Source organism: Burkholderia sp. AU4i (assembly GCF_000466765.1).
GTDB lineage: Bacteria > Pseudomonadota > Gammaproteobacteria > Burkholderiales > Burkholderiaceae > Burkholderia > Burkholderia cepacia.
In genome coordinates, this window is the sequence record NZ_ASSI01000015.1 from 47,246 (window position 1) to 70,734 (window position 23,489).

At 61.3% G+C, this 23,489-nt stretch carries 27 protein-coding genes and 2 pseudogenes; 12 read left to right on the forward strand and 17 right to left on the reverse strand.

Going from position 1 to position 23,489, the window contains the following annotated elements; translation table 11 throughout:
- Window positions 1-166: 166 nt before the first annotated feature.
- A complete protein-coding gene (locus L810_RS46830) occupies window positions 167-475 on the reverse strand; it encodes a hypothetical protein (protein WP_155836100.1) in 309 nt (102 codons plus the stop codon).
- Between L810_RS46830 and L810_RS02560 the strand changes: the two are divergent.
- Window positions 461-1,719 (forward strand): annotated as a pseudogene (locus L810_RS02560) (cation:proton antiporter). The gene L810_RS46830 and the pseudogene L810_RS02560 sit on opposite strands and share 15 nt — an antisense overlap.
- Before the next feature lie 4 nt (window positions 1,720-1,723).
- Here the strand turns inward: L810_RS02560 and L810_RS02565 are convergent.
- From L810_RS02565 to atpD, 9 genes are read right to left on the reverse strand one after another with little or no spacing between them, the layout of a single operon-like run.
- Window positions 1,724-2,581 carry a F0F1 ATP synthase subunit gamma gene (locus L810_RS02565; protein ID WP_042972911.1) on the reverse strand — a complete coding sequence of 286 codons (858 nt, stop codon included), beginning with the start codon at window positions 2,579-2,581 and terminating at the stop codon, window positions 1,724-1,726.
- Window positions 2,578-4,110 (reverse strand): F0F1 ATP synthase subunit alpha, encoded by a 1,533-nt coding sequence (locus L810_RS02570; RefSeq protein ID WP_021156809.1) that lies wholly within the window; start codon window positions 4,108-4,110, stop codon window positions 2,578-2,580. The genes L810_RS02565 and L810_RS02570 overlap by 4 nt, the downstream gene beginning before the upstream one ends.
- Window positions 4,103-4,855 (reverse strand): F0F1 ATP synthase subunit B family protein, encoded by a 753-nt coding sequence (locus L810_RS02575; protein ID WP_021156810.1) that lies wholly within the window; start codon window positions 4,853-4,855, stop codon window positions 4,103-4,105. The genes L810_RS02570 and L810_RS02575 overlap by 8 nt, the downstream gene beginning before the upstream one ends.
- 9 nt (window positions 4,856-4,864) lie before the next feature.
- A complete protein-coding gene (locus L810_RS02580; protein WP_021156811.1) occupies window positions 4,865-5,113 on the reverse strand; it encodes a F0F1 ATP synthase subunit C in 249 nt (82 codons plus the stop codon).
- A complete protein-coding gene (locus L810_RS02585; RefSeq protein WP_021156812.1) occupies window positions 5,110-5,808 on the reverse strand; it encodes a F0F1 ATP synthase subunit A in 699 nt (232 codons plus the stop codon). Before L810_RS02585 ends, L810_RS02580 begins: the two co-directional genes overlap by 4 nt.
- The gene (locus tag L810_RS02590) at window positions 5,805-6,089 is read right to left on the reverse strand and encodes an N-ATPase subunit AtpR (protein WP_042972912.1); all 285 of its coding nucleotides are present in this window, start codon (window positions 6,087-6,089) and stop codon (window positions 5,805-5,807) included. Before L810_RS02590 ends, L810_RS02585 begins: the two co-directional genes overlap by 4 nt.
- 3 nt (window positions 6,090-6,092) lie before the next feature.
- Window positions 6,093-6,452 carry an AtpZ/AtpI family protein gene (locus tag L810_RS44570; protein ID WP_224383342.1) on the reverse strand — a complete coding sequence of 120 codons (360 nt, stop codon included), beginning with the start codon at window positions 6,450-6,452 and terminating at the stop codon, window positions 6,093-6,095.
- A complete protein-coding gene (locus L810_RS02595; protein ID WP_021156815.1) occupies window positions 6,427-6,891 on the reverse strand; it encodes a F0F1 ATP synthase subunit epsilon in 465 nt (154 codons plus the stop codon). Before L810_RS02595 ends, L810_RS44570 begins: the two co-directional genes overlap by 26 nt.
- Window positions 6,888-8,318, reverse strand: coding sequence for a F0F1 ATP synthase subunit beta (atpD, locus tag L810_RS02600; protein ID WP_021156816.1), 1,431 nt, complete (start codon window positions 8,316-8,318; stop codon window positions 6,888-6,890). The genes L810_RS02595 and atpD overlap by 4 nt, the downstream gene beginning before the upstream one ends.
- A gap of 350 nt (window positions 8,319-8,668) precedes the next feature.
- Between atpD and L810_RS44575 the strand changes: the two genes are divergently transcribed.
- The 5 genes and pseudogenes from L810_RS44575 to L810_RS49705 all read left to right on the forward strand — a co-directional run.
- Entirely contained in the window at window positions 8,669-8,839 is a 171-nt protein-coding gene (locus tag L810_RS44575) for a CBS domain-containing protein (RefSeq protein WP_226204632.1), read from the forward strand.
- Window positions 8,840-9,073: 234 nt separating this feature from the next.
- On the forward strand, window positions 9,074-9,607 hold the full coding sequence (locus L810_RS02605) for a hypothetical protein (protein WP_021156817.1): 534 nt from the start codon (window positions 9,074-9,076) through the stop codon (window positions 9,605-9,607).
- A 31-nt stretch (window positions 9,608-9,638) separates the two neighbouring features.
- On the forward strand, window positions 9,639-10,271 hold the full coding sequence (locus L810_RS02610; RefSeq protein WP_051392136.1) for a Crp/Fnr family transcriptional regulator: 633 nt from the start codon (window positions 9,639-9,641) through the stop codon (window positions 10,269-10,271).
- Window positions 10,272-10,457: 186 nt separating this feature from the next.
- Window positions 10,458-11,342, forward strand: coding sequence for a sulfurtransferase (locus tag L810_RS02615; RefSeq protein WP_021156819.1), 885 nt, complete (start codon window positions 10,458-10,460; stop codon window positions 11,340-11,342).
- 187 nt (window positions 11,343-11,529) lie between these two features.
- Window positions 11,530-11,643: pseudogene (locus L810_RS49705) on the forward strand (cation-transporting P-type ATPase); the annotation flags it as partial.
- Between the two features lie 34 nt (window positions 11,644-11,677).
- Here the strand turns inward: L810_RS49705 and L810_RS02620 are convergent.
- The gene (locus L810_RS02620; RefSeq protein ID WP_021156820.1) at window positions 11,678-12,070 is read right to left on the reverse strand and encodes a hypothetical protein; all 393 of its coding nucleotides are present in this window, start codon (window positions 12,068-12,070) and stop codon (window positions 11,678-11,680) included.
- 211 nt (window positions 12,071-12,281) lie between these two features.
- On the opposite strand from L810_RS02620, the gene L810_RS02625 reads away from it, so the two are divergent.
- Window positions 12,282-12,629, forward strand: a complete 348-nt coding sequence (locus tag L810_RS02625) for a carboxymuconolactone decarboxylase family protein (protein WP_021156821.1) — start codon at window positions 12,282-12,284, stop codon at window positions 12,627-12,629.
- A gap of 254 nt (window positions 12,630-12,883) precedes the next feature.
- Here L810_RS02625 and L810_RS02630 read toward each other — a convergent pair whose 3' ends face one another.
- The 3 genes from L810_RS02630 to L810_RS02640 all read right to left on the reverse strand — a co-directional run bounded on the left by L810_RS02630 (window position 12,884) and on the right by L810_RS02640 (window position 15,035).
- On the reverse strand, window positions 12,884-13,834 hold the full coding sequence (locus tag L810_RS02630) for a universal stress protein (RefSeq protein ID WP_042972916.1): 951 nt from the start codon (window positions 13,832-13,834) through the stop codon (window positions 12,884-12,886).
- A 216-nt stretch (window positions 13,835-14,050) separates the two neighbouring features.
- Window positions 14,051-14,617, reverse strand: coding sequence for a cytochrome b (locus tag L810_RS02635; RefSeq protein ID WP_021156824.1), 567 nt, complete (start codon window positions 14,615-14,617; stop codon window positions 14,051-14,053).
- A gap of 43 nt (window positions 14,618-14,660) precedes the next feature.
- A complete protein-coding gene (locus L810_RS02640; RefSeq protein WP_021156825.1) occupies window positions 14,661-15,035 on the reverse strand; it encodes a cytochrome b562 in 375 nt (124 codons plus the stop codon).
- Between the two features lie 164 nt (window positions 15,036-15,199).
- Here L810_RS02640 and L810_RS02645 point away from each other — a divergent pair, with 164 nt between their 5' ends.
- The 4 genes from L810_RS02645 to pstS all read left to right on the forward strand — a co-directional run bounded on the left by L810_RS02645 (window position 15,200) and on the right by pstS (window position 19,874).
- Entirely contained in the window at window positions 15,200-15,862 is a 663-nt protein-coding gene (locus tag L810_RS02645; RefSeq protein WP_021156826.1) for a response regulator, read from the forward strand.
- Window positions 15,862-17,211, forward strand: a complete 1,350-nt coding sequence (locus L810_RS02650; protein ID WP_021156827.1) for an ATP-binding protein — start codon at window positions 15,862-15,864, stop codon at window positions 17,209-17,211. The genes L810_RS02645 and L810_RS02650 overlap by 1 nt, the downstream gene beginning before the upstream one ends.
- Before the next feature lie 730 nt (window positions 17,212-17,941).
- Window positions 17,942-18,385, forward strand: a complete 444-nt coding sequence (locus L810_RS02655) for a hypothetical protein (RefSeq protein WP_042972918.1) — start codon at window positions 17,942-17,944, stop codon at window positions 18,383-18,385.
- A gap of 460 nt (window positions 18,386-18,845) precedes the next feature.
- Window positions 18,846-19,874 (forward strand): phosphate ABC transporter substrate-binding protein PstS, encoded by a 1,029-nt coding sequence (pstS, locus tag L810_RS02660; RefSeq protein ID WP_021156829.1) that lies wholly within the window; start codon window positions 18,846-18,848, stop codon window positions 19,872-19,874.
- A 93-nt stretch (window positions 19,875-19,967) separates the two neighbouring features.
- On the opposite strand, the gene L810_RS02665 is transcribed toward pstS, so the two are convergent.
- Both L810_RS02665 and L810_RS02670 read right to left on the reverse strand, forming a co-directional pair.
- Window positions 19,968-21,299, reverse strand: coding sequence for an ATP-binding protein (locus L810_RS02665; protein WP_021156830.1), 1,332 nt, complete (start codon window positions 21,297-21,299; stop codon window positions 19,968-19,970).
- On the reverse strand, window positions 21,296-21,958 hold the full coding sequence (locus L810_RS02670) for a response regulator (RefSeq protein WP_021156831.1): 663 nt from the start codon (window positions 21,956-21,958) through the stop codon (window positions 21,296-21,298). Before L810_RS02670 ends, L810_RS02665 begins: the two co-directional genes overlap by 4 nt.
- Window positions 21,959-22,570: 612 nt before the next feature.
- On the opposite strand from L810_RS02670, the gene L810_RS02675 reads away from it, so the two are divergent.
- Window positions 22,571-22,813, forward strand: a complete 243-nt coding sequence (locus tag L810_RS02675; RefSeq protein WP_042972919.1) for a hypothetical protein — start codon at window positions 22,571-22,573, stop codon at window positions 22,811-22,813.
- A 210-nt stretch (window positions 22,814-23,023) separates the two neighbouring features.
- Here L810_RS02675 and L810_RS02680 read toward each other — a convergent pair whose 3' ends face one another.
- Complete coding sequence (locus L810_RS02680; protein ID WP_021156833.1) at window positions 23,024-23,329, reverse strand: DUF4148 domain-containing protein; 306 nt, start codon at window positions 23,327-23,329, stop codon at window positions 23,024-23,026.
- Window positions 23,330-23,489: the final 160 nt, after the last annotated feature.

The following is a 23,489-nucleotide window of genomic DNA, read 5'->3' on the forward strand; positions in this document are numbered from 1 at the left end:
GCTCCCATCGCGCCGTGCCGAACGCACTGCGTATAGCCGCCCACACGGCTATTTCATGACACGACCATTCCACCGTAGGTCACCAGAATTAAATTTTGCTTAAAAAGCCGGAATCAGCGTGTCCGTTCAAAAAGCGTGCGTTGCGGCTTCTCGAGCGGCAAGGTCGTCATGGCCGGGCACGCGAGAGTGCGCGCCTACGCAAGTCAATGAACGGAGGAATGATCGGCAAGACGATCAGTTTCGAACGCAGAAAAGTCGAGACGCTGCGCAGCCATCCCCATTGAACGGCGCATTCGGAAAGGGCGAACATCCGGCCCGCCTTCTCCGTGATGCCGAAGGTGCCTGCAAAGCGCAACATGCGCCATCCCGCTCCGGGCAGCATGGTATTCCTGTCACACTGTGACCTTTCTATTTCGGCGCGCGGCAGCACACCGTTCGGCCGGCCATCGGATCGATTGACATGACGTTCTTCCACGCGCTGACTGCATTGATCGTCCTGGCGGCATTGGGCAGCTACGTCAATCATCGCGTTTTCCATTTGCCGCCGACGATTGGGGTGATGACGATCGCACTGGTGGCAACCGTCCTGCTCGTCATATTGGGCGAATTCGGCGCAATCGACGTGACGCGCTTCACGCGGCTGATTCCGGAGATCGACTTCAGCGAACTCCTGTTTCACGGCTTCCTGCCGTTTCTTCTGTTTGCCGGCGCGTTGCATGTCGATCTTCACGATCTCCGCCAGGTGAAGTGGACAGTCGGCGTGCTCTCGACCGTCGGCACACTCATCTCCACCGTGTTCGTCGGTACCGCGTTCTGGTATGCGTCATGGTGGCTGGGCGTACGGATCGGCTTCATCTATGCGTTGCTGTTCGGCGCGCTCATCTCGCCTACCGACCCGATTGCTGTGATGAGCATCATCAAGAAGGCGGGTGCTCCAAGGGAATTGGAAACCCGAATTACCGGGGAAAGCCTATTTAACGACGGGGTGGGTGCGATCGTTTTCCTGACGCTTCTGAGTATCACAACTGCGGCTCGCGAACCCGGTGTCTTCGACGTCACCTTGCTGTTTATCCAACAGGCGGTCGGCGGCGCATTGGCAGGATGGCTGGCTGGGTGGATCGTATCCCGTCTGGTCGCAAGTATCGACAATCATCACGTCGAGATCCTGCTATCGATCGCGCTCTGCATGGGATCCTACGCGTTGGCGGAACTTGGCCGTCATCGGGACCGATCGCGGTGGTCGTGGCCGGGCTGTTCGCCGGCAACCACGGGACGATGAAGACCGTTTCCGGCCAGACGGGGGAGTATCTGAGCATGTTCTGGGAGATCGTCGACGAGATGATGAACAGCGTGCTCTTTCTGCTGATTGGTCTTGAAGTCCTCTCGATCCATCAGAGCCGGACGTATCTGATAGCCGGGATAGTCGCAGTCGGCTGTGTGCTGGCGGGACGTACGGTCAGCGTGGCCATTCCGCTCGGGGTGATCGGTCTGCGGATCCGGTTTCCGAAAGGCACGACCAGGCTGCTGATCTGGGGAGGCTTGCGCGGTGCCATCTCGCTCGCGCTCGCGCTTTTGCTTCCCCATGGGCCCCAGCGGGAACTGATCGTGACCGTAACCTATGTCGTCGTCGTCTTTTCCGTACTGACTCAGGGCACCACGTTCGGATGGCTGTTGCGGAAGTTGACATCGCCGCCCGAACCGACCATTACGGCACCGTAGCGATTCATGAAGCGAGCGTCCCCTCGACGGTCGACAATTCAACGATTTCGGCAGTGATCTGCTCCTGCCTCAAGCGGTGATAGTCCCGGTTCAGCCGCTGTGCGGTGTCGTCGATATTGCGTTTCGCCGCGATCATCGCGCGCATTCGCGCTTCGTTCTCCGCGGCGAACGACAGAATGATGGCCTCGCATACCTGGGTGTAGACGTATTCTTCGGCCAGTCTTTCCTGCAGTTGTTGTATCGGGAGCGTGACGACTGGCGGGAAGGGCCGTCTGGCCGGCTCGAACCGCCGGAAATCGAACGGCAGCAGCGAAGTCGACTGTACAGCCGATTCGCCAGCCGCTTGCGGCGCTCCGTGGACGAGCGTGACGTGCGAGGCGTTACCGTGACGCAGGCAGCCGTAAAGCGCATCGATGATCCTGGCTGCGAGATCGGACACCATATCGGCGTGACCGATCATTTCCGACGACCAGGTGACCGGCAGATTGAGCGCGTCGGCAGCGGCTCTTGCGCGATCCCCTACGACGAAGTACTCGACGGCAACATTCGCAGGCGCACAAATCGACTGGAACACGCGTTGGTTGTAACTGCCCACGAAGCCGTGCTCCGCGCCGATGACGATAAAGACGTGAGTGTCGGCCGAAACGGGCGGCTCTCGGCCCTCTGATGGGCATTGGGCGGCAATGCCCATTGCGTCCGCGATCGCAAGGCCGATCAGGTCGGCGCAAGCCCGGATGCCGGGCAGGCGAGAGAGCGCTTCTCGCGTCCGTGTCGCTGCGATACCGCGCATTGCATTTACCACGGAGTCCAGTTCGCGGACCGTACCTAATCGATTCTGGACTTCGTCAAGCCGATTGCTCATCGACCGCTCCTGAATTCCGCGGACTGCGAAATGAGGTCTCGGACAATGCGAACAAGCGCCGACCGGTCGTCGGACGACACATTTCCGCCGGCAACGAGGATTGGGCCCAATCGTGTCGCGATGCCGGTCGAATCGAGACGGGCGGGAAGTGCGACTCGCACGGCAGCGATTGTCGACGGTGTACACGCATCGAATACACCGTCGGCCAGCGCAAACAGCAACGCGATCTCGCCAACCGGGCGTAGCGGCGTAAATCGCGGCTGCGCAATCAATGTCCGAATACGCTCTCCACGAGCGATTTGCGCCTTGATCCTCGTGTCGCCGAGACCGCCGAAGCGCGTGAACATCTCGAGCTCGAGAAACTGTGCATAGTCGAGCCGCAACCTTCCCGAGGCGGCTCTCAATGCCGGCAGTTGTGCCTTGCCGCCAACCCGGCTGATGCTGAGTCCGACATCGATCGCGGGGCGCTGGTTGGCCGCGAACAAGTGTGCATCCAGCACGATCTGGCCGTCGGTAATCGAGATCAGATTGGTCGGAATGTATGCCGCCAGGTTTCCGGCGTCGGTTTCCGCAATGGGGAGCGCGGTCAACGAGCCGCCGCCGCGTTCCGCGGATAGCTTGGCGGCACGCTCCAGCAGACGGGCGTGCAGATAGAAGATGTCGCCCGGATACGCCTCGCGCCCCGGCGGATCTCGTGCAAGCAATGCCAGTTCCCGATGGGTGGCGGCATGCTTGGTCAGGTCGTCGATGACGACGAGCGCATGCTCGCCCCGATCCCTGAAGTACTCCGCGATGCTGAACGCGGCAAATGGGGCAATCCATTGCAGGCCGGGCGGATCTGCCGCCGAAGCGACGACGAAGATGCAGCGTTCCGGTGCACCGTGCAGCCGAACCGCATCGATCACGCGCTCGACCGCGGTGGCCCGCTGACCGATCGCCACGTAGACGCAGATCATGTCGGAATGTTTCTGGTTGACGATCGCGTCGACCGCGATGGACGTCTTGCCCGTTGCGCGATCGCCGATGATCAGTTCGCGCTGCCCGCGGCCGATCGCGAAAAGCGCGTCGATCAGGAGAATGCCCGTTTCGACCGGTTGAGAGACCGGTGCGCGTTCGATGATCGACGGTGCGGCGCGTTCGATCGGGAGGGATAGCGTGCATTTCGGCGGCTGTCCGCGATCGAGCGGCCTCCCGAGTGGGTCGACGACGCGTCCGAGCAGGTCCGGACCTACCGGAACCTCAACCACGCAGCCGGTGCCGGATACGCGCGTGCCGGCGGCAATGCCGCTGCTGTCGTCGAGCAGCACGCAACTTAGCGTGTCGACGTCCAGCTTGAGCGCGAAGCCGTACTGTCCGTCCTCGAGCTGCAACAGCTCGTTCAGGCGAACATGCGGGAGGCCGCTCACCTGTGCGATGCCGTCAGCGATATGCTCCACGCGCCCAACCGATTCCGCCTGCGGCGCAAGATTCAGCGACGCCAGCACGGCTCTGCCGTCCGTCAGCCATGCGTCGTCGGAGTCGTTATGCATGTCGTTCGTCGCCACGGGAGATGAGTCCGCTTCTCAGGGATTCCAGGCTATGTCGAAAACTGTTTCGCACGATCAGGTGAGGTGCGACGAGCTCGAGTCCCGCGATCAGGGTGGGATCGACTTCGGTTCGAATGGAGAGGGCGTGGCCCGATGCTGTCGCGAGCATCGAACGGCAATGAGCCAGTTCGTCGTCGTTCAACGTGCGCGGGGCTATCAAGCGCAACGTTTCGCCTTCGCGGCCGAGGCAAGCGCGGTCCTCCGCGGGCAGGGCACGGACTGCGTCCGCGAGCGGCGCAATGAATCCTTCTACCAGCGTGCTCGACGGGAGCGTCGCGAGCAACCGCGCCGCGATGTCGACGGCAAACTGGCCGGCCCGCTCGGCATTGGCACGCAGCGCATCGTCCTTCATTGCCGCGGCTTCAGCCTCAGCCGTCTTTCTGAGCGTATCGGCCTCGGCGTGCGCATCGGCGAGCAGGGTCGCCTTGAGGCGCTCTGCCTCCGACGCCACCGCACTCAATCGATCAAGACGCTCTGCATCCTGCGCGGCGCTTTCCCTTGAGGCCTTGTCGCGATCCTGCCGCGCTGCATCGCGGGCAGCCGACGCCTCTTGCAGGAGGTGTGCGGCGGCCTGCTGACGATCCGCCATGATCTTGGCGACCGGCTTGAACAGCAAGCGCGACAGCAGCCAGATCAGGACGAGGACGTTGATCGTCTGGAAGCCGAGTGTCCACCAGTCGATTCGCATGGCTAACGCCTACTTGATAAACGGATTGGCGAACAGAACGAGCAGGGCGACCACGAGACAGTAGATCGCCATGGTTTCGATCATGGCCAGACCGACAAACAACGTCCGCGAAATCGTGCCTGCCGATTCCGGCTGACGCGCCAGCGCGTCCATCGCGGCCGCGACGGCGCGACCTTCGGCCAGCGCCGGCCCAATCGCGCCGAATGAAACGGCAATGGCTGCCGCGACGATACTCACCAGTTGAATCCAGTTGTTCATGATGCTCCCTGCCGTGGATGCGGCGTGGCTGCGCTCTCGTCGCCGAGCGCGGCGCCAATGAATACCGCCGCGAGTACCGTGAAGATGTACGCCTGAACCGCACCTGTCAGCAGATCGAGCGCCATGAGCGGTATCGGCACCAGAAGGCCCGCGAGCGACAGCACGATACCGATCACGAATACGCCGCTCATGACGTTGCCGAACAGGCGCACGATCAACGAGAAGGTACGGGTTATCTGCTCGACCAGATTGAGCGGAATCATGATCCAGGTCGGTTGAGCGAACGAGGCGAGATAGCGAGCGAGCCCGCGTTCGTGGACGCCGTAGAACACCGTCGACGCGAACACGACGGCTGCGAGGGCCGCATCAGTTTCGAGATGGGCGGTAGGCGGCTCGACGCCGGGAATCAAGCCGGACCAGTTGGAAGTCAGGATGAACAGGAACAACGTTCCAAGCAAGGCGCGGCAACGTGCGGGGTCGATTTGCATCGTGTCTTGCAACTGGCTGTCGAGCGTGGAGACGAACAGTTCCACCGCCGTCTGGAGTTTGCCCGGGGTCAACGACAGTCGCCTGCGCATCGCGGCCGCGGTGACGGCGACGAGCACCATCAGGGCCCAGGTGGTTGCGACCGGCGTCGACACGGGAATCGCCCCGATGCGAAACAGCGGTTCGGTCAAGAGCGGTGAATGCGTCATGACGAACCTCCCGGCAAGCGGATCATCGCGCGGCGAGCGAGCATGATGCCGGCGAGGCCGCCCAGCAACGCAACGTATCCAATATGCGCCAGACCGAACAGCACCAGGGCGAGCGTGCCGAAACGAATGAGATGCACGATGATGGCGACGCTGATTGCATCCCTGACGTACCAGCGCACATTAGCGAATAGCGACGCAAAATAGGCGAGCCCGACGACGCCACCGGTCACACCACCGGCAACCATCTGCAGGGGAATCGACAATAAATGGACTGGCATCATGTTTCAGCTCCCTGGGCCTTGGCGATGCATCCAGCGCCACGCGGACCACAAACCGAATGCAGCGCCCAGCATCAGTAACGGCGCTGAGAAGAACACGCCGGTATGAAAATGTCGGTCGAGCCAATGTCCCGCCCAGAGTGCCAGTAAGGCCGGAATCACGATCATCCAGCCAAGCATGCCGATCTGCCCCAGTCTGGAGCCCAGTGTCGGCTCCGGTACATCGCGCGCCTGCCGGTCTCGCCGGACGGCGCGTTGCGTGGTTTGCTCGAGTACCCCCGCAACGGGCTTGGGCGCTTTCACGTCCCGGTCGCGCGGGCCAGGAGCGGGTTTTCGTGAGTTACTGGCCATGACCGTCGCCTTCATTCGTGCCATCCGCATGTCCGGCCGCAGCCGGGGCGCCGGGGCGCAAGTACTTCAGTACCTGCCGGATCGCCTGGGCATTGAGGCGCGTTTGCTCGACCCGCACGCGGCGGGCCGCATCGATTCGAGATTCGCGGGCTTCCCGGACGCGGGTTTCGAGCGTCTCAAGCGCGTCCCCGAGTTCGCCGTCACGACACGCGATATTGATGTCTTTTCCGTTGACGACCCGCAACACGCCACCGCTTACGGCGCAGAACCGGCGCGTGCCATCCGCGGTGCGCCAACGCATGACGCAGGGCGACAGCACGGTGAGAAAATCCGCGTGGCCGGGCAGAACACCGAAGCTGCCGGTCGCATCCTCCGCACGGAAAGCAACGACATCGGGTGCGTCGACCAGCATCCCGGCAGGCGTCGCGATGGTCATGTGAAGCGCCGTGCTCATGACGTTTCCCGCTCCCGCTCGCGTGCTTCGTCCAGCGTCCCGACCATGTACAGCGATTGTTCCCGCCACGCGTCGCATTCGCCGTCCAGAATCGCGCGGCATCCTGCAATCGTGTCGTCAACCGCGACGGAACGGCCGGGCACACCCGTGAACGCTTCGGTGACGGCGAACGGCTGGGTCAGAAACCGCTGCAGACGGCGGGCCCGGCCGACGATCCTGCGGTCATCCGCTCCGAGTTCCTCGATCCCGAGCAGCGAGATGACATCCTGCAGTTCGCGGTAGTGCTCGATCGTGCGCCGAACGTCGGTTGCGACCTGAACGTGTTCGGCACCAACCACCAGCGGATCGAGCAGGATCGACGACGAGGTGATCGGATCGATCGCCGGATACATCCCTTCGGCGGCCATCGCGCGGGACAGAACGACCATGCTGTCGACGTGCGCGGCGATGGTCGTGACGGCTGGGTCCGTGAAATCGTCCGCCGGAACGTAGACCGCCTCGATCGCCGTGATCGAGACGCCGCCGACGGATACGATGCGCTCCTGCAACGCAGCCACTTCGGTCGCGAGCGTCGGTTGATAGCCGACGCGTGACGGGAGTCTGCCGAGCAAGCCCGACACCTCGGCGCCGGCCTGGACGAAGCGGAATACGTTGTCCATCAGGAGCAGCACGTTCTGGTGCTGCTCGTCGCGAAAGTACTCGGCCACAGTCAGGGCGGTCAGCGGAACGCGCCAGCGCGCGCCCGGGGGCTCGTTCATCTGACCATACACGAGCACGGTCTTCGGCAGCACACCGGAATGCTGCATGTCCACCAGCAGTTCGTGGCCTTCTCGCGAGCGCTCCCCGACGCCGGCAAACACCGAGATTCCCTTGTATCGCTCGACCATCGCATGAATCAACTCCATGACGAGGACGGTTTTGCCCACGCCGGCACCGCCGAACATCGCCGCCTTGCCGCCCCGCGCGAGCGGGGCAAGGAGATCGACGACCTTGATGCCGGTCGCGAAGATGCCCGTTGCGCTGTCCTGTGAGGACAATGCAGGCGGCGTTTGATGGATGGGGCGGCGCTGAACATCGACCGGAAGCGGCTCGCCCCGATCGCCCGGCGTGCCCATCACGTCGATCAGGCGACCGAGTACGGCATTGCCGACCGGAACCGCGATCGGTTGACATGACGCTTGCGCCGACGCGCCTCTGGGCAATCCGCTGGTCGACTGCATCGCCAGTGCCCGCACGGTCCTCTCATCGAGGTGGGCTTGTACTTCCGCAACGATCGAACTGCCGCCATCGACTTCGATCGAGATCGCGGTATCCACCGGGGGCAGTGTCCCTGCCGGGAACGCGAGATCGACGACAGCGCCGCGCACCGCGACGACGCATCCGGGAAGCTGCGGGCTGGAGACATTAGCGATCGTGGCAGTATTCATCGGTTTTCGTCGCTGTTTGGGGGCACCCGTGCACCGGTCATCGCCGTACGAGTCCGCGTCACTGGCAAAAGCCACGAGCCAATATTTACTGCGATGCATCCTGTCGACGATTGATCGTGATCAAGGGGCCTGTCGCTGAGCTGGCTGAGAGGTGGAAGTGGGGATGGGGTCGTTCACGCCAAAACTCCGCCGATACCCGGCAATGTGTACTGTGCAAGCCAGATTGATGCACATCAACGAGCCGGTGCGCTCGTCACCTAATCTCGATATCGGAAACGCAGCCAGGCGCCGGCTATTGGCGCATGACTGAAACAAGTGCGAGGAGGCCGACAATGCACGCCATTGACGTCATGACACCCTCGGTCGTTTCCGTGAAACCGGATATGACCGTTCAACAAACGGCGGCGCTTCTCGTCGAGAATGGAATCAGTGGTGCGCCCGTGATCGATGGGATGCCTTTAAGCCTGATAAGGCCTTGCCTTGCGTCCCTCAAAAAAATGTCATATAAAACATGGGGTTAATGTCTCGCGGTGGGCCCGAGTGTGGTTGTCGACGTCGGATACGACCGTTCGGCCCAGAGCTCTGTCAGGTGTAATCGTCCTTCGCGTTGAGGCGCAGGCCGTGGCGCAAAGTTGCATTTGCCATGTTGACGGCGGAGTGCACGGGATGCAGAGATTCGCGAAGTATGACTCCAGTCATAGTGCACGGATGATCACAGCGCTAGACTTCGGCTGCATCCAAGAGGGGAGACACTTATGGCACGCACCGCTTCGCTTCTGGTCGCCACTTCACTTGCTGCCGGGTTCCTCGTTTCATCTGCCGCTGCCGACACTGCCGCGCGCCAGAAGACGGTCGCGCAACGGGGTGCCGACGTCATGCCGTTTTCGCTGGCGGCCACTATCCATATCTTCACCAAGACCGCAGATGGCGGCATTCAGCAGGTTGTGACCAAGCAAGACGATCCCCAGCAGACCGGGTTGATTCGCCAGCATCTGGCGATGCTCGCGCGGCAGTTCGCCGCCGGCGACTTCGCGGGACCGGAGCAGATCCACGGCAAGGCCATGCCGGGCCTCGAGGTACTCCGCGCAGCGAAGCCGGGCGAGCTGGCAATCACCTATCGCGATCTGCCCAACGGCGGCGAAATCGCCTATCGAACCGATCACCCCCGCCTGGTCACCGCGCTGCACCAGTGGTTTAGTGCACAATTGTCCGACCATGGCCACGACGCAATGGCGGGGAATGGCGCGGACACGAGATCTCACCATGCCCCCGGCACCACACCCGAATAACGGGTCCGCGGTCACGAAGCCCGCGGTGGACATGCCTGAACGGGCTATCGATGCCCACGTTGCAGGCCTGCCACCCTCCTGGCCCGAGGCATTGCGTCTGGCCGCACAGCTGCGCCGATTCGACGCCAACACCACCGTATTTCGTCGCGGGCAGCCGGTGCAGGCCGTCTACCAAGTTCAGGCGGGCCGTGTATTGTTGCGGCGTGACGAAGCCCGCGGCGGGTCGATCACACTGCAGACCGCGGGACCTGGTGATTTTGTGGCGGAAGCGAGTCTCTTTAGCGCGCGATACCACTGCGACGGCGTTTGCCCGGTCGCCAGTAAATTGCTAGTTCTGCCGGCCAAAGCGGTGCTAGCGTCTTTGCGGCTCGATTCGACCTTTGCGATCGACTGGATCCGGCTCCTGTCCCAGGCGTTGATGCAATCCCGTGCACGCGCCGAGCGCCTCACGCTGAGATCACCGCGCGAGCGCATCCCGCATTGCCTGCGACTCGAAGGCGACGCCCGTGGCGTATTTACGGTACCGGGGTCGCTAATTCAGTGGTCACGCGCGCTTGGGATTGCACACGAAACCCTGTATCGCGTCTTGGCCGAACTTGAGCGGGAGGGATTCGTCGCGCGTGACGGGGCCCGGGTTGTCCTGACCAGAAATCCGCCGACGTGACCGGATCGGTGGCCGTGGCGATTGCCGACCGTTGACCTGCGTCAACGGGGCTTCCCGGTATTCGCGATTGACTGACATCAACGTCGATGCGATGAACGCCTCCAAATTCTTGCCGCAGGCGACTGTCGCGCGTCGCGAAGACAGCTAGACAGAAGTGTGTTTCGTCATCAGCCAGTGAGGCTTGCCATGCATGAAAGAGTCCTCATTTCCGCCACCGACTTGGCGGAACTCATGAAAATGACGCCGGCGGTGCTCATCGACACGAGAGACGCCGCCAATTACGCGGAAGCCCACTTGCCCGGTGCAGTCAACATCCACGAGATATTCACATATCTGGCGATGTCGACGCCGCAAGGCATAGCGGCGTTGCGCGAGACCTTCACCGACACCTTCGGCAAGGTCGGGTTGTCCGGGCGCGAAACAGCAGTCGTCTATGAGCAGTCTATGACAACGGGCTTTGGACAGTCCTGCCGGGGGTACGTGTTGCTCCGCTATCTCGGTTATCCGAAAGACAAGATCAAGGTGCTCCACGGCGGGTTCAGTGCCTGGCGCGCAACCGGGCTACCGAGCACGACCGACGTACCGGCGCCGACGCCCGTCAGGTTTCCCGTCGGAGCGGAGGGCGCCAGCATTCTGGTGGATCTGAACGAGATGAAAGTCGCGGTCGCCGACCCACACGTGGTGAAACTCGATGTGCGGGACGTCGACGAATGGATTGGGGAAAGCTCATCTCCGTACGGTAAAGACTTTTGCCCGCGAAAAGGTCGCATTCCAGGCTCGGTGTGGCTCGAGTGGTACCGCATGCTGAAGCCGACACCCGCCGGCCAGATGTTCAAGTCTCCGGCAGAGATTCTGGCGGAATGCGCGACAGTCGGGATTCGGCTGGATACGCCGGTCGTCGTTTTCTGCTTCAAGGGCGCGCGGGCGTCCACAACGTTCGTTGCCCTCGAAGAAGCCGGCATCAAGAACGTGCGGCTATACCTCGGCTCCTGGAACGAATGGTCCCGTGACTTCTCACTTCCAATCGAAGAGGGGGTGCCCTACCAACGCCACACCGCTGCGGCAAGTTGATCCGCCCCCGGTTGTGGCTCGTTTTGTGTGGACACAAATGACCGTCATTGAAGCGCTCTGGCCAAACTGGCAGTAATGCCTGTTTACCAGGGACGCGAAAACCGCATGCCACATATCAGCGTGGGCTCCTCCGCGGTCCACCCTGGGTAGCGCGGTATTGAAGCGCGGTATTGAAGGTGCCTCGTCCATGGAAGAGACCGTGACGCTGGAAACGACTGCCGGACTGTCGACTGCCGAAGCGCGCGAGCGCGCGAAAAAATTCGGACCGAACACAATCCGCGAACAGGCGGCGCCATACTGGCGTGTGCTGTTGCCGGATGCGCCGAATTGCGCGATTACTGTCCAGCAGCGCCGCTCGCGGGGCCGGTGGGCAAGCCATGCATATAGCCGGGCCCCATGCCCATCCCCATTCCTTGCCCGCGATGCATGCCGCGCATGGGGGGCGCGTCGGGGATCTTGATTCCGCGCGCTTTCGCACGCTTCTGCATCTCGGCATGATGTTCGGCGCGGATTTTCTCGCGCTCGGCATCCGACGCGGCGGCGAGCATCCGCGTACGGTATTCGGTCCGCTCGGCCGGCGTCATCAGCTGGCTGCCATAGATCATGCCTCCCGACTCGACAGCGGGGCCTGCAGCAGGCTGGCGAAGCTGGGCGTTGGCAAGGCCGGCCGTCATCGCAATCGCGACACCGAACAGGAACGAGACGGTGAACCTGTTTGCTTTGGACATGTTGGTCTCCAGGTCGTTTGTATAAGTCCAACGGTACGCAGAACGGGCGGTCGATCCTTTGTCGCAGATCAAGTCTTGCTGAGCGTCCATTAATACCATTGAAGACATGCCGGAGGTCACGTCGTTGTCAGACGCGCGGTGCACCGTTGCCTGTCGCAGAGTCGAAGCGTCGTGAGCCGTCCATATTCTCTCGCTTCGGAGTGGCCCAGCCATGTCGAACTCGCTGCGTTATCGTGAAAGAACCGCCGAAGTCACGGAGCAGATGCGCAAGCTTCGGCAGTCACAGCCAGAACTCTTGTCCGCCTTCGGCGCGTTGGGCGCGGCCGGTACCAAAGATGGCGCGCTGACGAAAAAAACACGTGAGCTCATCGCGCTGGGCATAGCGATCTCGTGTCGCTGCGACGACTGCATCGGGTTCCATATGCAATCGCTGATCAAGCTGAAGGCGACGCGCGAGGAGGTCGAGGAGGTTGCTGGTGTCGCCGTCTACATGGGGGGCGGCCCGTCGATGATGTATGCGGCACATGCGTTGGTGGCGTTCGACGAGCTTTCGACGTGAATGCCGGCGGCCGTCGCTACGGGAGTCGCACGCATTGGCCTTCGTGTCGGCTGCGACTAACCGGCTTTGCTCAACCCTGGAACATGACCAGAATCGTAATGTCAAAGCAATCCGACCTTGCTTCGGAAACCGTCTCGAAAGCGACGCCCGCAATAACGTCTGCTGTACTGGCTGGAGGCGATCGTGCGCTCGCATTGCGCCAAGAAGAAGAACTGTTCCACGCAGTGGGCGCGGATACGTGACGACGCAATGCATCACGCACGCGACGGGCTCACGAGCAGGACCGGCGTTTTCGTGATGTGCGCCACGCGCCCGGCCACGCTGCCGACGAGCCAGCCCGTCACACCTCGCCGCCCGTGAGTGCCCATGACGATCATATCCGCGTTCCATTCGATGGCGTCGTGCACGATCAGACGAGGAACGTCGGCGCCAGTCCGGTCCGTCTGAATCAATTGCGATCGTGTTTGCCCGGCCCGGTCGCCGAGCAGAGCCGTGGCCTTTTGCAATGCAAGATTGCCTTCGCTGATCAATGCGTTTTCCAGCGTCTCTACGGGGACGAAATCGCCCAGTGATACGGGGCGATCGAGCACGTATATCACACGAAATTCGGTGTCCGGTCGCGCGAACTTCAACCCCGTTCGCAGAGCGTTGAGTGCGATCGGACTTCCATCGATGGCAAACAGCATCCGCTGCGGCAGGTGTTCGGCAACCGACGCGAAGCCTTCCGGAACGATGAGCCTCGGGCAGCCGACGAGCTTGCCGAGCGGTCCGGAAACGGTTCCTTCGACCCATCCGAGCAGGCCATGATGCTGGCGCGCGCCGACGATCAGGAGATCGGCCTGCCAGGCTTGCGCGCTGTCGGCCAGCGCATGCACGACATCGCCGCCGTGGGTGGCCAGGTCGATGGCTTCCGCGTCGATGGCGAGGTCGTCACGCGCGATTGCGGATCTGGCGCGCGACAGCGCATCGGACGCATCCCTGAGCAACTCGTCGCGCGCCGATTCGAGGAATGTCTGGGTTTTCGATCCGAGCGGGATGAGCGTTCCCGGATTTTCCACAATGGTGACGATTTGCACCGTGGCATTCGCCGGAAGGAACGCTTTGGCGTACGCGAGTGCGTGAGCGGCCGCGGTGGAACCGTCGATGGCAATCAGCACCCGTTGTCGAGCGGGTGCTGCCCGGAAGAGGGAAGTGCTGGCGCTCATGTATGTCTCCCAATGGCACCCGGCGATCGTGCACATGGCACTTTCTCGCATGTCCGGCTTCTAGCGGTTTGACCTCCGTCAACCACGTTCGTTTTCGTGGAACCGTGGGGTGGGGCGTTATTGCATCGATTTTGGGTCGGACGCGATTTCAGGCGACATTCGTCTGACTTTAATTGCGTCACCCGTTGGCGTGCCGCACTCCGCTGCTCTCGCCGTTCAATCTTGATCGCAAGACGAAATTTCCTGTCGTGCGACGCGCGTCGGCAAAGGCAGAATGCGCGACAACACGTTTTCGGACTTGAAAAGCTTGTGTGCGAGCGCGCCGAGGACGTGCAAGCCGACCAGCGCGGCGAGCCCGTATGCCGCCAGCGCATGCAATTCTCCCAGCCAGTGCGACAGTTCTCGATTCCGTGGCACGAGGTCAGGCAGCGAGAAGAGCCCGAAGCAGTTGGCGGTGTGGCCAGCCGCATTTGTCTTCATCCACCCTAGCACGGGAATGGCAAGCATCAGCACATAAAGCAACCCGTGAACGCTGCGTTCCGCGAAACGGTTTAGCGTGCCGGCCGGGTTGATCGACGGCGGCAACTGGCGATGCATGCGTAGGCGATTAGCGAAACGGATTGCAACGAGGCCGAGAATGGCAATGCCGATCGACTTGTGCAGGCTGACGAGATCTTCATTGTCGTCCAGCAGCAGACCGACGATCAAATTGCCGATCAGCGCGACAGCCAGCAGCCAGTGCAGCAGGCTGATCGACAGCGGGTAGCGGGTGACTGTTTTCATGGCGGGAATACCTGTTTCGTGGCGAAAGCGTGTCCGGTCGACGTTATCCGAGCAGGTCGTGATAGTGCTTCTTCGTGCCGTTGATTCGTCGTAGCGCCTGCTTGGCGGCTGACAGATCGTTGGCCTCGATCGCACGGTCGACATCAGCCAGCTCGCCCTGCAGCGTGCGCATACCTTCGTCGTAGGTCGACTGGTCGTTGCGATAGCGCTGTCGGCTGGCTTGTTGCGCATCGCTTTCGAGCAGGGTCACATAGCCTTTCATTTCAGGGATCGTCCGGCTGTTCATGGCCCCCTGCATCGCGTGCTTCATGTCCCGCATCAGCGTCTTGATCTCGCCGGCGCAGGCCGGCGCGGCAGCCACGGAAAGCAGCACGGCCAGCGCTGCGCAGAATCGGAGTCGGAACGACGGGCTGTTCATGGTCATCATTCGGTTGCGAATATCGGTGACGCGACCTTATGGTGCAGACGTTAACGAATTCTTAAGGCCCGGATTTTTTCGCGACCGGCTTGATGACGGCCTGCGCCTGCGGTTATCGTGCGGCAATGGACGGCCATGTCCGGAACCAACAGGAACGCGATGCCATGCGGGTGTTACTCGTCGAAGACGACAAACTGATTGGAAGCGGCGTGGAAGACGGCCTGATCGAAGCAGGCATGACGGTCGACTGGGCGCATGACGGCAGGCAGGCCCAGCTCGCGCTCGAAACCACGCCGTATGATCTCGTCGTGCTCGATCTCGGTCTGCCCCGCATGTCGGGGGTTGAATTGCTGGACTGGCTCCGCAAGCGCCGCGACCATACACCGGTGCTCGTCATGACCGCGCGCGATACGGTGGCCGACCGCGTGAGCGGTTTGAGCGCGGGTGCCGACGATTATCTCGGCAAGCCGTTCGACCTGATCGAGCTGATCGCCCGCTGCCGGGCGCTCGTGCGGCGCTCGCAAGGCCGCGGCACCGACACGATCGAATACGGCGACTTGTCGGTCGATCCCGCACTGATGACGGTGACGCGCGGTACTGAACGGATAGCGCTGACGTCGCGCGAATGCGCGTTGCTGGTCGAATTGCTGGCGAACCAGGGCCGCCCGCTGTCACGTGCGCGGCTCCAGGACAGCCTCTACGGCTGGAACGAAGAGATCGAAAGCAATGCGATCGAAGTGCATGTCTCGAATCTGCGCAAAAAATTGGGGGCTGACCTTATCCGGACGATTCGTGGCGTCGGGTATGTGGTGGAGAAGACGTCGTGATGGGCTCGATCAGGCAACGGCTCACCTTGCTGGTGCTGTCGGGCGTTGTAGCTGTCTGGGCTTATTCGCTGGTTTCCAGCTATCGCCAGGCAATACACGAGGCAGAGGAATGGGACGATGCCCGCATTGAGCAGATCGCCAGGGCGTTCGCCGGACTCCATGCATCAGATCTCCCAGTCTTTGCGGACATCGCGCTCGGTTCGTCCGAAGACGACGACGGCGACAACGATGCCTCGCCGCGGATGCTGTATCAGGTCAGCGATGCCGGCGGGCGCATCCTGGCCGCGAGTCCCGGGCTTGCCTCGCTCGATTTGCCGGTGTTTCCCGCAGCAACATCGAGCCCGATTCGGCTCAGCAATCCGAAGTGGCACGCCTACGTGCTAACCGATGCCGCGCGCGGCCGTACGGTGCGCATCTTCGAACAACGCACGCACCGTTCCGATCTGTCTGCCGAGGTTGCGCGCCGCGTCGCCCGGCCGCTTGCATTCGCGTTGCCCGTGCTGGCTGTTTTGGTCTGGTTGGCGATCGGTCGCAGTCTGACACCGCTGCGGACGCTGTCCGAGGCGATCGCAGCGCGCTCGCCCGAGAGTCTCGACGCCATCGGCACGAAGGGCATTCCCGACGAGGTGCGACCGCTGGTCGCCGCACTCAACACGTTGTTGCTGCGCCTGCGCGATTCGCTCGATCGCGAACGCGCGTTCACCAGCGACGCTGCACACGAGCTCAAGACCCCGCTCGCCGCGCTGAAGGTTCAGGCGCAAGTCGCGCTCACGGCACGCGATCCGGACCGTCAGCGGCGTGCGATGCAACGGGTTGTCGAGGGAGTCGACCGGAGCACACATTTGGCGGACCAACTGCTTGCGCTGGCGAGGCTTGACGAGACGGTACCGATGCCCGGCGAGGACGTCGACCTGGCGCGCGTAGTACACGCCTGCGTGATGGATTTTCAGGCGCGCGCCGATCTCAAGCAGATGTTGCTGACATCACGTTCCGACGAGCACACGATCGTGCACGCTCCACCGACATTGATCCGCGTGCTGCTCGACAACCTCGTCGATAACGCTATCAAATACGGTCGTGAACGCGGAAGTGTGGAAATCGCAACCTGGCAGGACGCCGGCGCGGTTTGCCTTCAGGTACGGGACGACGGTCCAGGCGTTTCGGACGAAAACCTGTCTCGATTGCAGGATCGCTTCTTTCGCGGCGGCGATCATAGCGAAAGTGGGAGTGGACTCGGATTGTCCATCGTCGCGCGCATCGTGACCAAGCTCGGTGGTGGTTTCGCGTACATCAACGGGCTGAATGGGGAGGGGTTCGGCATCCGTGTCACGTTTCCCGCGTCATCGTGACCTCGCATTGAGGATACAGCGATTGACGTGACTGGGTAATCGGACGCCCGCGAAACGTCGCATCATCACGAACGGCACACTCTATCGATGACGCTCGTCATCGATAGCAAGTCCAACGCCACAGCGGCCAGGCTGCTTTCGTCGCGCCATTGGCTATTTCGCTGGAAGATGATCGCTTACTCCTGAAACTGGCGACCACCGATCACCTTCGAACGAAACGGCACGTCATCGTTAACCTGAACACGGATCGCCGTTGGCGCAGTACGCGCAATCACGACTGCGATAAGGAAACCTTAAGGTGCGAATCCTACGCTGATGACATCGGCTGGACATTCGTGTTGTGCATTGCGGTGCCAGTTCGGATGAACATGGGATGAAGTGTCATTGGAGGGCTTGCGATGAAATCTTTGCTCCTGATCGCTAGCGTGCTTGCCGCCACGGTGCCGCTCTACGCGTCAGCAACACCACCCGGAATACGCGGTGCCCACCAGTGGGGGGAGACTCAGCGGGAGTCGACCGATCAACACGGGGTGCCGCCTCGAGCCAGAAATAATCCTCCAGGGCCGGACGAGTCGGGCTACGGCGGAATGGAGGCCGGCCAGCAAACCGGCAGCATGTCGTTGAGCAAGTCGCAACACGCGTTGTACGCGCATCACTAGCGCCGTGGGCTACGCGTTGTGCTTATATGCGATTCAACAAAATCAATGCATCGCTATGAAGGAGGCAGCCCATGTCGCCGAAAATCCTATTTATGGGGACCCGAGTCATCGCACTCGCGATTATCTCGTCGTCTGTTTGGGCCGCCGAGCCGGCTTCGGTTAGGGTGAGGCTTTCAGACGGGGAAAATGGAAGGATGTCGCTGAGTCTAAGTCCGTCGAAGGTCGCGGCCGGTCCCGTCGAGTTCACGATAGAGAACGAGTCGCATACCTTGAAGCACGAATTTATGATTATTCGATGGTCCGGATCCGATCTAACGTTACCCTACTATTCAAAAACACAGCAGGTGGCCGAAGACAAGCTGAAAGGGCTACAGGGTATCGAGGACCTGAATCAGCGGGAGATCGTAACAGCGCGATTTTCACTGAAGCCGGGAAGATACCTCGTGTTTTGCAACGAGCCAGGACACTATCGCTCTGCGATGTATAGCGATCTCATCGTCGGTCCTGCAAACTAACATACAACCGATGGCGCTCATCGGTTTGCTCCGCGTGACTAATGCGGACAGCGAGTGCTTCGAATCGACGAGGTTGTGTCATCGCTGGCCAAAGCGAATATCCCTGCGGCAGCGGGAAAAATCAGGATTCCACCCATGCTTTGATGCGTGCCGTGATGTCGGTGAATCTGCACCTACTATGATCGGATCGCATTTCACGGAGCCACACCAGGACTGAGCTGGTGTCGCCGAGATGCGGCGTGAAAGTCTGGCACCAAGATAAGTGGCGCGCGGCGATACGCCGTGCGGCATTGGAACAAAGGGGGCCTATCTTGACCTGGTGTGACTCGATCCTTGGGCGCGATTGGCGGTGCGTGCGGTCGTTCTCGGAGCCGGCGCGTGCGAGTTCGGCAACGCTGTCCCGAAACTGTCACATGACACCGCTATCGTCCCGCGCTTACCACACCCTGAAGGAATGGAAATGAAATTGAAAGCGATCCCGGTTCTGATGCTGACGATGCTCTCCTCGTCGCTTGTTCATGCGGTGGACATCACCGGTGCGGGCAGCACGTTCGCTGCACCGATTTATGCCAAATGGGCGGATGCTTATCACAAGTCTGGCGGTGGAAAAATCAACTATCAGGGGATCGGTTCGTCGGGCGGAATCAAGCAGATTCAGGCCAAGACCGTCGATTTCGCGGGCTCGGACGCACCGCTCAAGGATGACGAACTGGCGAAAGACGGCCTGTTTCAGTTCCCGACCGTCGTTGGCGGTGTCGTGGCGGCGATCAATGTGCCGGGGATGAGGGCTGGAGAACTCACGTTGTCCGGCCCGGTGCTTGGCGACATCTACCTCGGGAAGATCAAGAAGTGGAACGATCCGGCCATCGTTGCGCTGAACCCCAAGGTCAAGCTGCCTGACCTCGACATCGCCGTAGTTCGTCGCGCGGACGGTTCGGGTACGAGTTTCATCTGGACGAACTACCTGTCGAAGGTCAACCCCGAGTGGAAGAGCAAGGTTGGGGAAGGCACGACCGTGGCATGGCCGACCGGTTCGGGAGGCAAGGGCAACGATGGCGTCGCCGCGTTCGTACAGCGTCTGCCGGGCGCGATCGGTTACGTCGAGTGGGCGTATGCCAAGCAGAACCGGATGATCTATACGGCGATGAAGAACGAGTCGGGCGCGGTGGTCGAGCCGGCGACCGAAACCTTCAAAGCCGCCGCTGCCGGTGCAGACTGGAAGAAATCGTTCTATCAGATTCTGACGAACGAGCCCGGCAAGAATGCGTGGCCGGTGGTCGGCGCCACGTTCGTGCTGTTGCATACGGTACAGGACAAGCCGGAGCAGGCCAAGGAAACGCTCAAGTTCTTCGACTGGTCATTCAAGAACGGCACCGCGGCCGCCGACAGTCTCGACTACATTTCGCTGCCGCAATCGGTGATCAGCGAGATCGAGGACCAATGGAAGGTCAAGGTCAAGGATGCGACCGGCAAGCCTGTCGCTCCCTGATCACGCCACGCATCCCCCTGAAGCGCTCAAGAGCGTATCAGGGGGATATGAACATCAACAGGCGCGCCATGGCGGAAATCCGGTCGTTTCTTCTCAGCTGTCTCGATGAGGAAAAATGACTCGCACGCTGAGTCCCCGTGTGCCGTCCCGGTTGGTCATCTTCAACTCAGCCTGGTGGTGCTCCGCAATACCTTGCACGATCGAGAGACCCAGGCCTGTTCCCGAAGCGTGCTGGCCCGCACCGCGATAGAAACGCTCCCACACTCGCGTCAACTCGTTATCGGGGATACCCGGCCCGGTATCTCGAACTTCCAGTACTGGACGATCTCCGTCTTCCTCGACCACGACATCGATGCATGCGCCCGCGCCAGCGTACCGGATCGCGTTGTCGACCAGATTGTTAAGCAAAATCCGTAGCTCTTCCTGATTTCCACGAACGATCACGGCCCCCGCGGCAACCAACCCCAGGTCAACATGATGAGCCTGCGCAACGCGTTCCCGATCGCCCACGACGGAGAGCGCGATCGCGGCAATGTCGATCTGTTCGGACAGGGTGTCCGGGGCCTGCGGCGCGAGGCGCGCCAGCGTCAGCAACTGCTCCGCCAGATGCGCGAGCCTGGACGTACCCATTCGGATCTGCGTGACAATCGCGTCGCGTTCCTGTTCGTCCCGGATAAGGGGAAGCAGTTCGGCCTGGATGCCGAGCCCCATGATCGGTGTGCGCAGTTCATGGGCGGCGTCGGCAATGAAGCGTCGCTGTATGGAAAACGACTGGTCGAGTCGGCGCAGAAGATCGTTGATGGCGTCGGCTAAGGGAACGACTTCGCCGGGCATCGTTGCCGTGTCGATCGACTGCATGTTGTCGGCGTCGCGTCGTCGAAGCGTCGATGCGATCTCGCGAAGCGGGTGCAATCCGTAGCCGATGCCGAACCATAGAAAGAGTGCAAGAACGGGGAGCAACGATAGAACCGGCCACAGCAGATGCATTGCGATTTCCGCGACGGCCTCCCAGCGTGCGCGTTGCACCTGGGCGACGCGAATCAGGGTGTCGCCGCTCCGATACACGTAGGTATGCCATAGCTGCCCTCGACTGGCGACGTCAACGAGCCCGGGACCGCGTGGCGGGGGCAGCGACGAGTCGGGGTCGGTGCTGAAAAGAACACCCGATCCACGCCAGATTTCAAGCAATACGCCGTGCGATTGCTGGCCCGACAGGCTGGCGTCGTCATTTTGCCTGACACCCGTCAGTGACAGGCGGCCGTTGGCATCGACGATCACGTGCCGGGCGACCGCCTTCAACTGATCGCTCAAAAGCTCGTCGATTTCGGTCAACGCACCCCAGTACGTGGTTGCGCTGGCGATTACGCCAATCAACAGTGTCGTGGGCACGAGCCAGAGCAGGAGTCTGCGCCTGAGCGATTTCATTCAGGGGCTCCGATCCGGTAGCCGATGCCCCGTACGGTCACGATGACTTCCGTACCGAGCTTCTGGCGCAGATGGTGAATGTGAACCTGGACCGTGTTGCTCTCGACTTCCTCGTTCCATCCGTATAGGCATTCCTCGAGCTGCTCGCGCGTAACGATCCCCTTTGGACGGCGGATCAGTTCCTCCAGGATGGCAAACTCCCGTGCCGTAAGCGGCACTTCTTCGGCTCCGAGCCAGACGCGGTGCTGTGCGGGATCGAGCCGCAGTGTGCCGGACCGGAATACGGTTTGCGCGCTTCCCGTTTGCCTGCGGGAAACGACGCGGATCCGCGCGAGCAGTTCTTCCAGCGCGAAAGGCTTGACAAGGTAGTCATCCGCACCGGCATCCAGGCCGGCCACGCGATCGCCAATCGCATCGCGGGCAGTGACGATGATGACCGGAGTCGGATCGTTTCGTTGGCGCAACCTTGCGAGAACCGATGAACCGTCTTCGCCGGGGAGTCCGAGATCGAGCAGGATCAGACTGTATTGTGTGGAGCGCAATGCTGTCGACGCGGCCTCGCCGTCCCGAACCCAGTCGACAGCAAACCCCGAATGACGTAACCCGCGCAGCAAACCATTGCCAATCAGCGCATCGTCCTCTACCACCAAAACGCGCATGCCGACTCCGTTTCGGTTGATCGCGATGACATGATCGCTGCATTGCCCTCTGGCAGGGCATACGAAAGCGCATCGAACCGCGGCACGGGATTGATCGCCGGCCTTTTGGCAAGGCGCCCGGAAAGTTCGCTGGAGATCGTCGCTGCCAGTACCGCATACCGCACCGTTGAATCCATCGCCATAGCCTCTCGACAGTCGCGGATCGACGTCCGCTTCGAAAGATCATGATGACGCATGCTTAAGGAATGGTTAACGGGTGCCGTACACGACGAACGTCAATCGTGGCTGCACGTCGCCACGCGTGCGCATTGCGAGCGAGATGGTGGGGCGGACATGCAAGCTCGGCCACTTTGCCCATTCAAGCGCCTGGGGGAAGTCCTAAGCTTTCCCTAAGTTTGTCGAGCTACGCTGGTCGCATCTGTCGGTCGGATCCATTTGCGACGGAGCCGATACGGCTCGATCCCGGGCAGCGAGCGGGAGCGCGAGGGGAATTGATGCCATGTCCGCATCCCCGGCGTCGAACCAAGCAACGTCGTGCCGTCGAACCGACAGAGAACAACTTGAATTTTGTCACGATGTGAAGGACAGGAGCCGCGACCGCGGAACAAATCGATGAAACCGCCTATCAATGCCTTGCTGGCTTTAGCACTTGCCATGGTTCCCGCGTTTGCTTCCGCGAAGGTACAGGGTACCGGTATCGCGATCGCGGATGTGACGCTCGAGCGCATAAGGGTCGAACGTGAAGATCGTGCGATCAATGACGCTCGACGCGCGGCGGAGCGACGGATGTCGACGACATCGCCCTATGGGAAGGGTGTGCCTGGCCGTGACGCCGGGAAGGCGATGCAGCGCTAGTACATCGGCTGCGGTTTGCCAGGTTGATCGATGGGGACGGCATTTCGCTCTTCGGGTGGATGCGCATACCGTGGATAGTCCAAATTCTCCGCCTCCCACGCTGCATTGAAAACCGGACAACAGGATTTCCGGAATGACTGGCCGAGTCATTCCGGCACCGTGCACGTTTGATCTGAAGTTCCTGAAGCGGTGTGATCGAGTTGCCAGGAATCAGTGATGCCGGTACAACTGGCTCTGGTCATTCTTCCACACATGCCGTCCCGACGCGGCCTGGTTAGCAGGCTCGCTTCCGACACCGCTACCAGTTCGTTCAAGCGAAATGCGCCGCTCGGCGGCCTGAAGCAAGTCGGGGTAGTTGGGATCCTTGCGTGACGGAAAATACCCGGCTTTTTCGATCTGAATCAATTGCGCACGCACCTGAGCGCGGGTAAGCGGCACATTGCCGGATTGGGCAAACGACATCATTGGGGACAGCGCGGCCAGCGACACAGCGAGCAGTTTGAGTTTCACGTTCATGATCAGTCTCTCTATAAAGTTGCGTATTTCCGGTGCGGAAGATGACTTGCATCCGGTAACTCAAGATTCGCATTCCAAACTTAAGATGCGGTTAACTTGATGTAGAGAAAAACGACATGATCGACATACTCGATCGAGATTGTGTTCATGAAAAGCATTT

Bases quoted from the DNA above. Each gene is read 5' to 3' on its own strand.
- L810_RS02565 (WP_042972911.1), bottom strand. From the start codon at position 2,581: ATGAGCAATCGGCTTGACGAAGTCCAGAATCGATTAGGTACGGTCCGC.
- L810_RS02570 (WP_021156809.1), bottom strand. From the start codon at position 4,110: ATGCATAACGACTCCGACGACGCATGGCTGACGGACGGCAGAGCCGTG.
- L810_RS02575 (WP_021156810.1), bottom strand. From the start codon at position 4,855: ATGCGAATCGACTGGTGGACACTCGGCTTCCAGACGATCAACGTCCTC.
- L810_RS02580 (WP_021156811.1), bottom strand. From the start codon at position 5,113: ATGAACAACTGGATTCAACTGGTGAGTATCGTCGCGGCAGCCATTGCC.
- L810_RS02585 (WP_021156812.1), bottom strand. From the start codon at position 5,808: ATGACGCATTCACCGCTCTTGACCGAACCGCTGTTTCGCATCGGGGCG.
- L810_RS02590 (WP_042972912.1), bottom strand. From the start codon at position 6,089: ATGATGCCAGTCCATTTATTGTCGATTCCCCTGCAGATGGTTGCCGGT.
- L810_RS44570 (WP_224383342.1), bottom strand. From the start codon at position 6,452: ATGAAGGCGACGGTCATGGCCAGTAACTCACGAAAACCCGCTCCTGGC.
- L810_RS02595 (WP_021156815.1), bottom strand. From the start codon at position 6,891: ATGAGCACGGCGCTTCACATGACCATCGCGACGCCTGCCGGGATGCTG.
- atpD (WP_021156816.1), bottom strand. From the start codon at position 8,318: ATGAATACTGCCACGATCGCTAATGTCTCCAGCCCGCAGCTTCCCGGA.
- L810_RS44575 (WP_226204632.1), top strand. From the start codon at position 8,669: ATGACACCCTCGGTCGTTTCCGTGAAACCGGATATGACCGTTCAACAA.
- L810_RS02605 (WP_021156817.1), top strand. From the start codon at position 9,074: ATGGCACGCACCGCTTCGCTTCTGGTCGCCACTTCACTTGCTGCCGGG.
- L810_RS02610 (WP_051392136.1), top strand. From the start codon at position 9,639: ATGCCTGAACGGGCTATCGATGCCCACGTTGCAGGCCTGCCACCCTCC.
- L810_RS02615 (WP_021156819.1), top strand. From the start codon at position 10,458: ATGCATGAAAGAGTCCTCATTTCCGCCACCGACTTGGCGGAACTCATG.
- L810_RS02620 (WP_021156820.1), bottom strand. From the start codon at position 12,070: ATGTCCAAAGCAAACAGGTTCACCGTCTCGTTCCTGTTCGGTGTCGCG.
- L810_RS02625 (WP_021156821.1), top strand. From the start codon at position 12,282: ATGTCGAACTCGCTGCGTTATCGTGAAAGAACCGCCGAAGTCACGGAG.
- L810_RS02630 (WP_042972916.1), bottom strand. From the start codon at position 13,834: ATGAGCGCCAGCACTTCCCTCTTCCGGGCAGCACCCGCTCGACAACGG.
- L810_RS02635 (WP_021156824.1), bottom strand. From the start codon at position 14,617: ATGAAAACAGTCACCCGCTACCCGCTGTCGATCAGCCTGCTGCACTGG.
- L810_RS02640 (WP_021156825.1), bottom strand. From the start codon at position 15,035: ATGAACAGCCCGTCGTTCCGACTCCGATTCTGCGCAGCGCTGGCCGTG.
- L810_RS02645 (WP_021156826.1), top strand. From the start codon at position 15,200: ATGCGGGTGTTACTCGTCGAAGACGACAAACTGATTGGAAGCGGCGTG.
- L810_RS02650 (WP_021156827.1), top strand. From the start codon at position 15,862: ATGGGCTCGATCAGGCAACGGCTCACCTTGCTGGTGCTGTCGGGCGTT.
- L810_RS02655 (WP_042972918.1), top strand. From the start codon at position 17,942: ATGTCGCCGAAAATCCTATTTATGGGGACCCGAGTCATCGCACTCGCG.
- pstS (WP_021156829.1), top strand. From the start codon at position 18,846: ATGAAATTGAAAGCGATCCCGGTTCTGATGCTGACGATGCTCTCCTCG.
- L810_RS02665 (WP_021156830.1), bottom strand. From the start codon at position 21,299: ATGAAATCGCTCAGGCGCAGACTCCTGCTCTGGCTCGTGCCCACGACA.
- L810_RS02670 (WP_021156831.1), bottom strand. From the start codon at position 21,958: ATGCGCGTTTTGGTGGTAGAGGACGATGCGCTGATTGGCAATGGTTTG.
- L810_RS02675 (WP_042972919.1), top strand. From the start codon at position 22,571: ATGAAACCGCCTATCAATGCCTTGCTGGCTTTAGCACTTGCCATGGTT.
- L810_RS02680 (WP_021156833.1), bottom strand. From the start codon at position 23,329: ATGAACGTGAAACTCAAACTGCTCGCTGTGTCGCTGGCCGCGCTGTCC.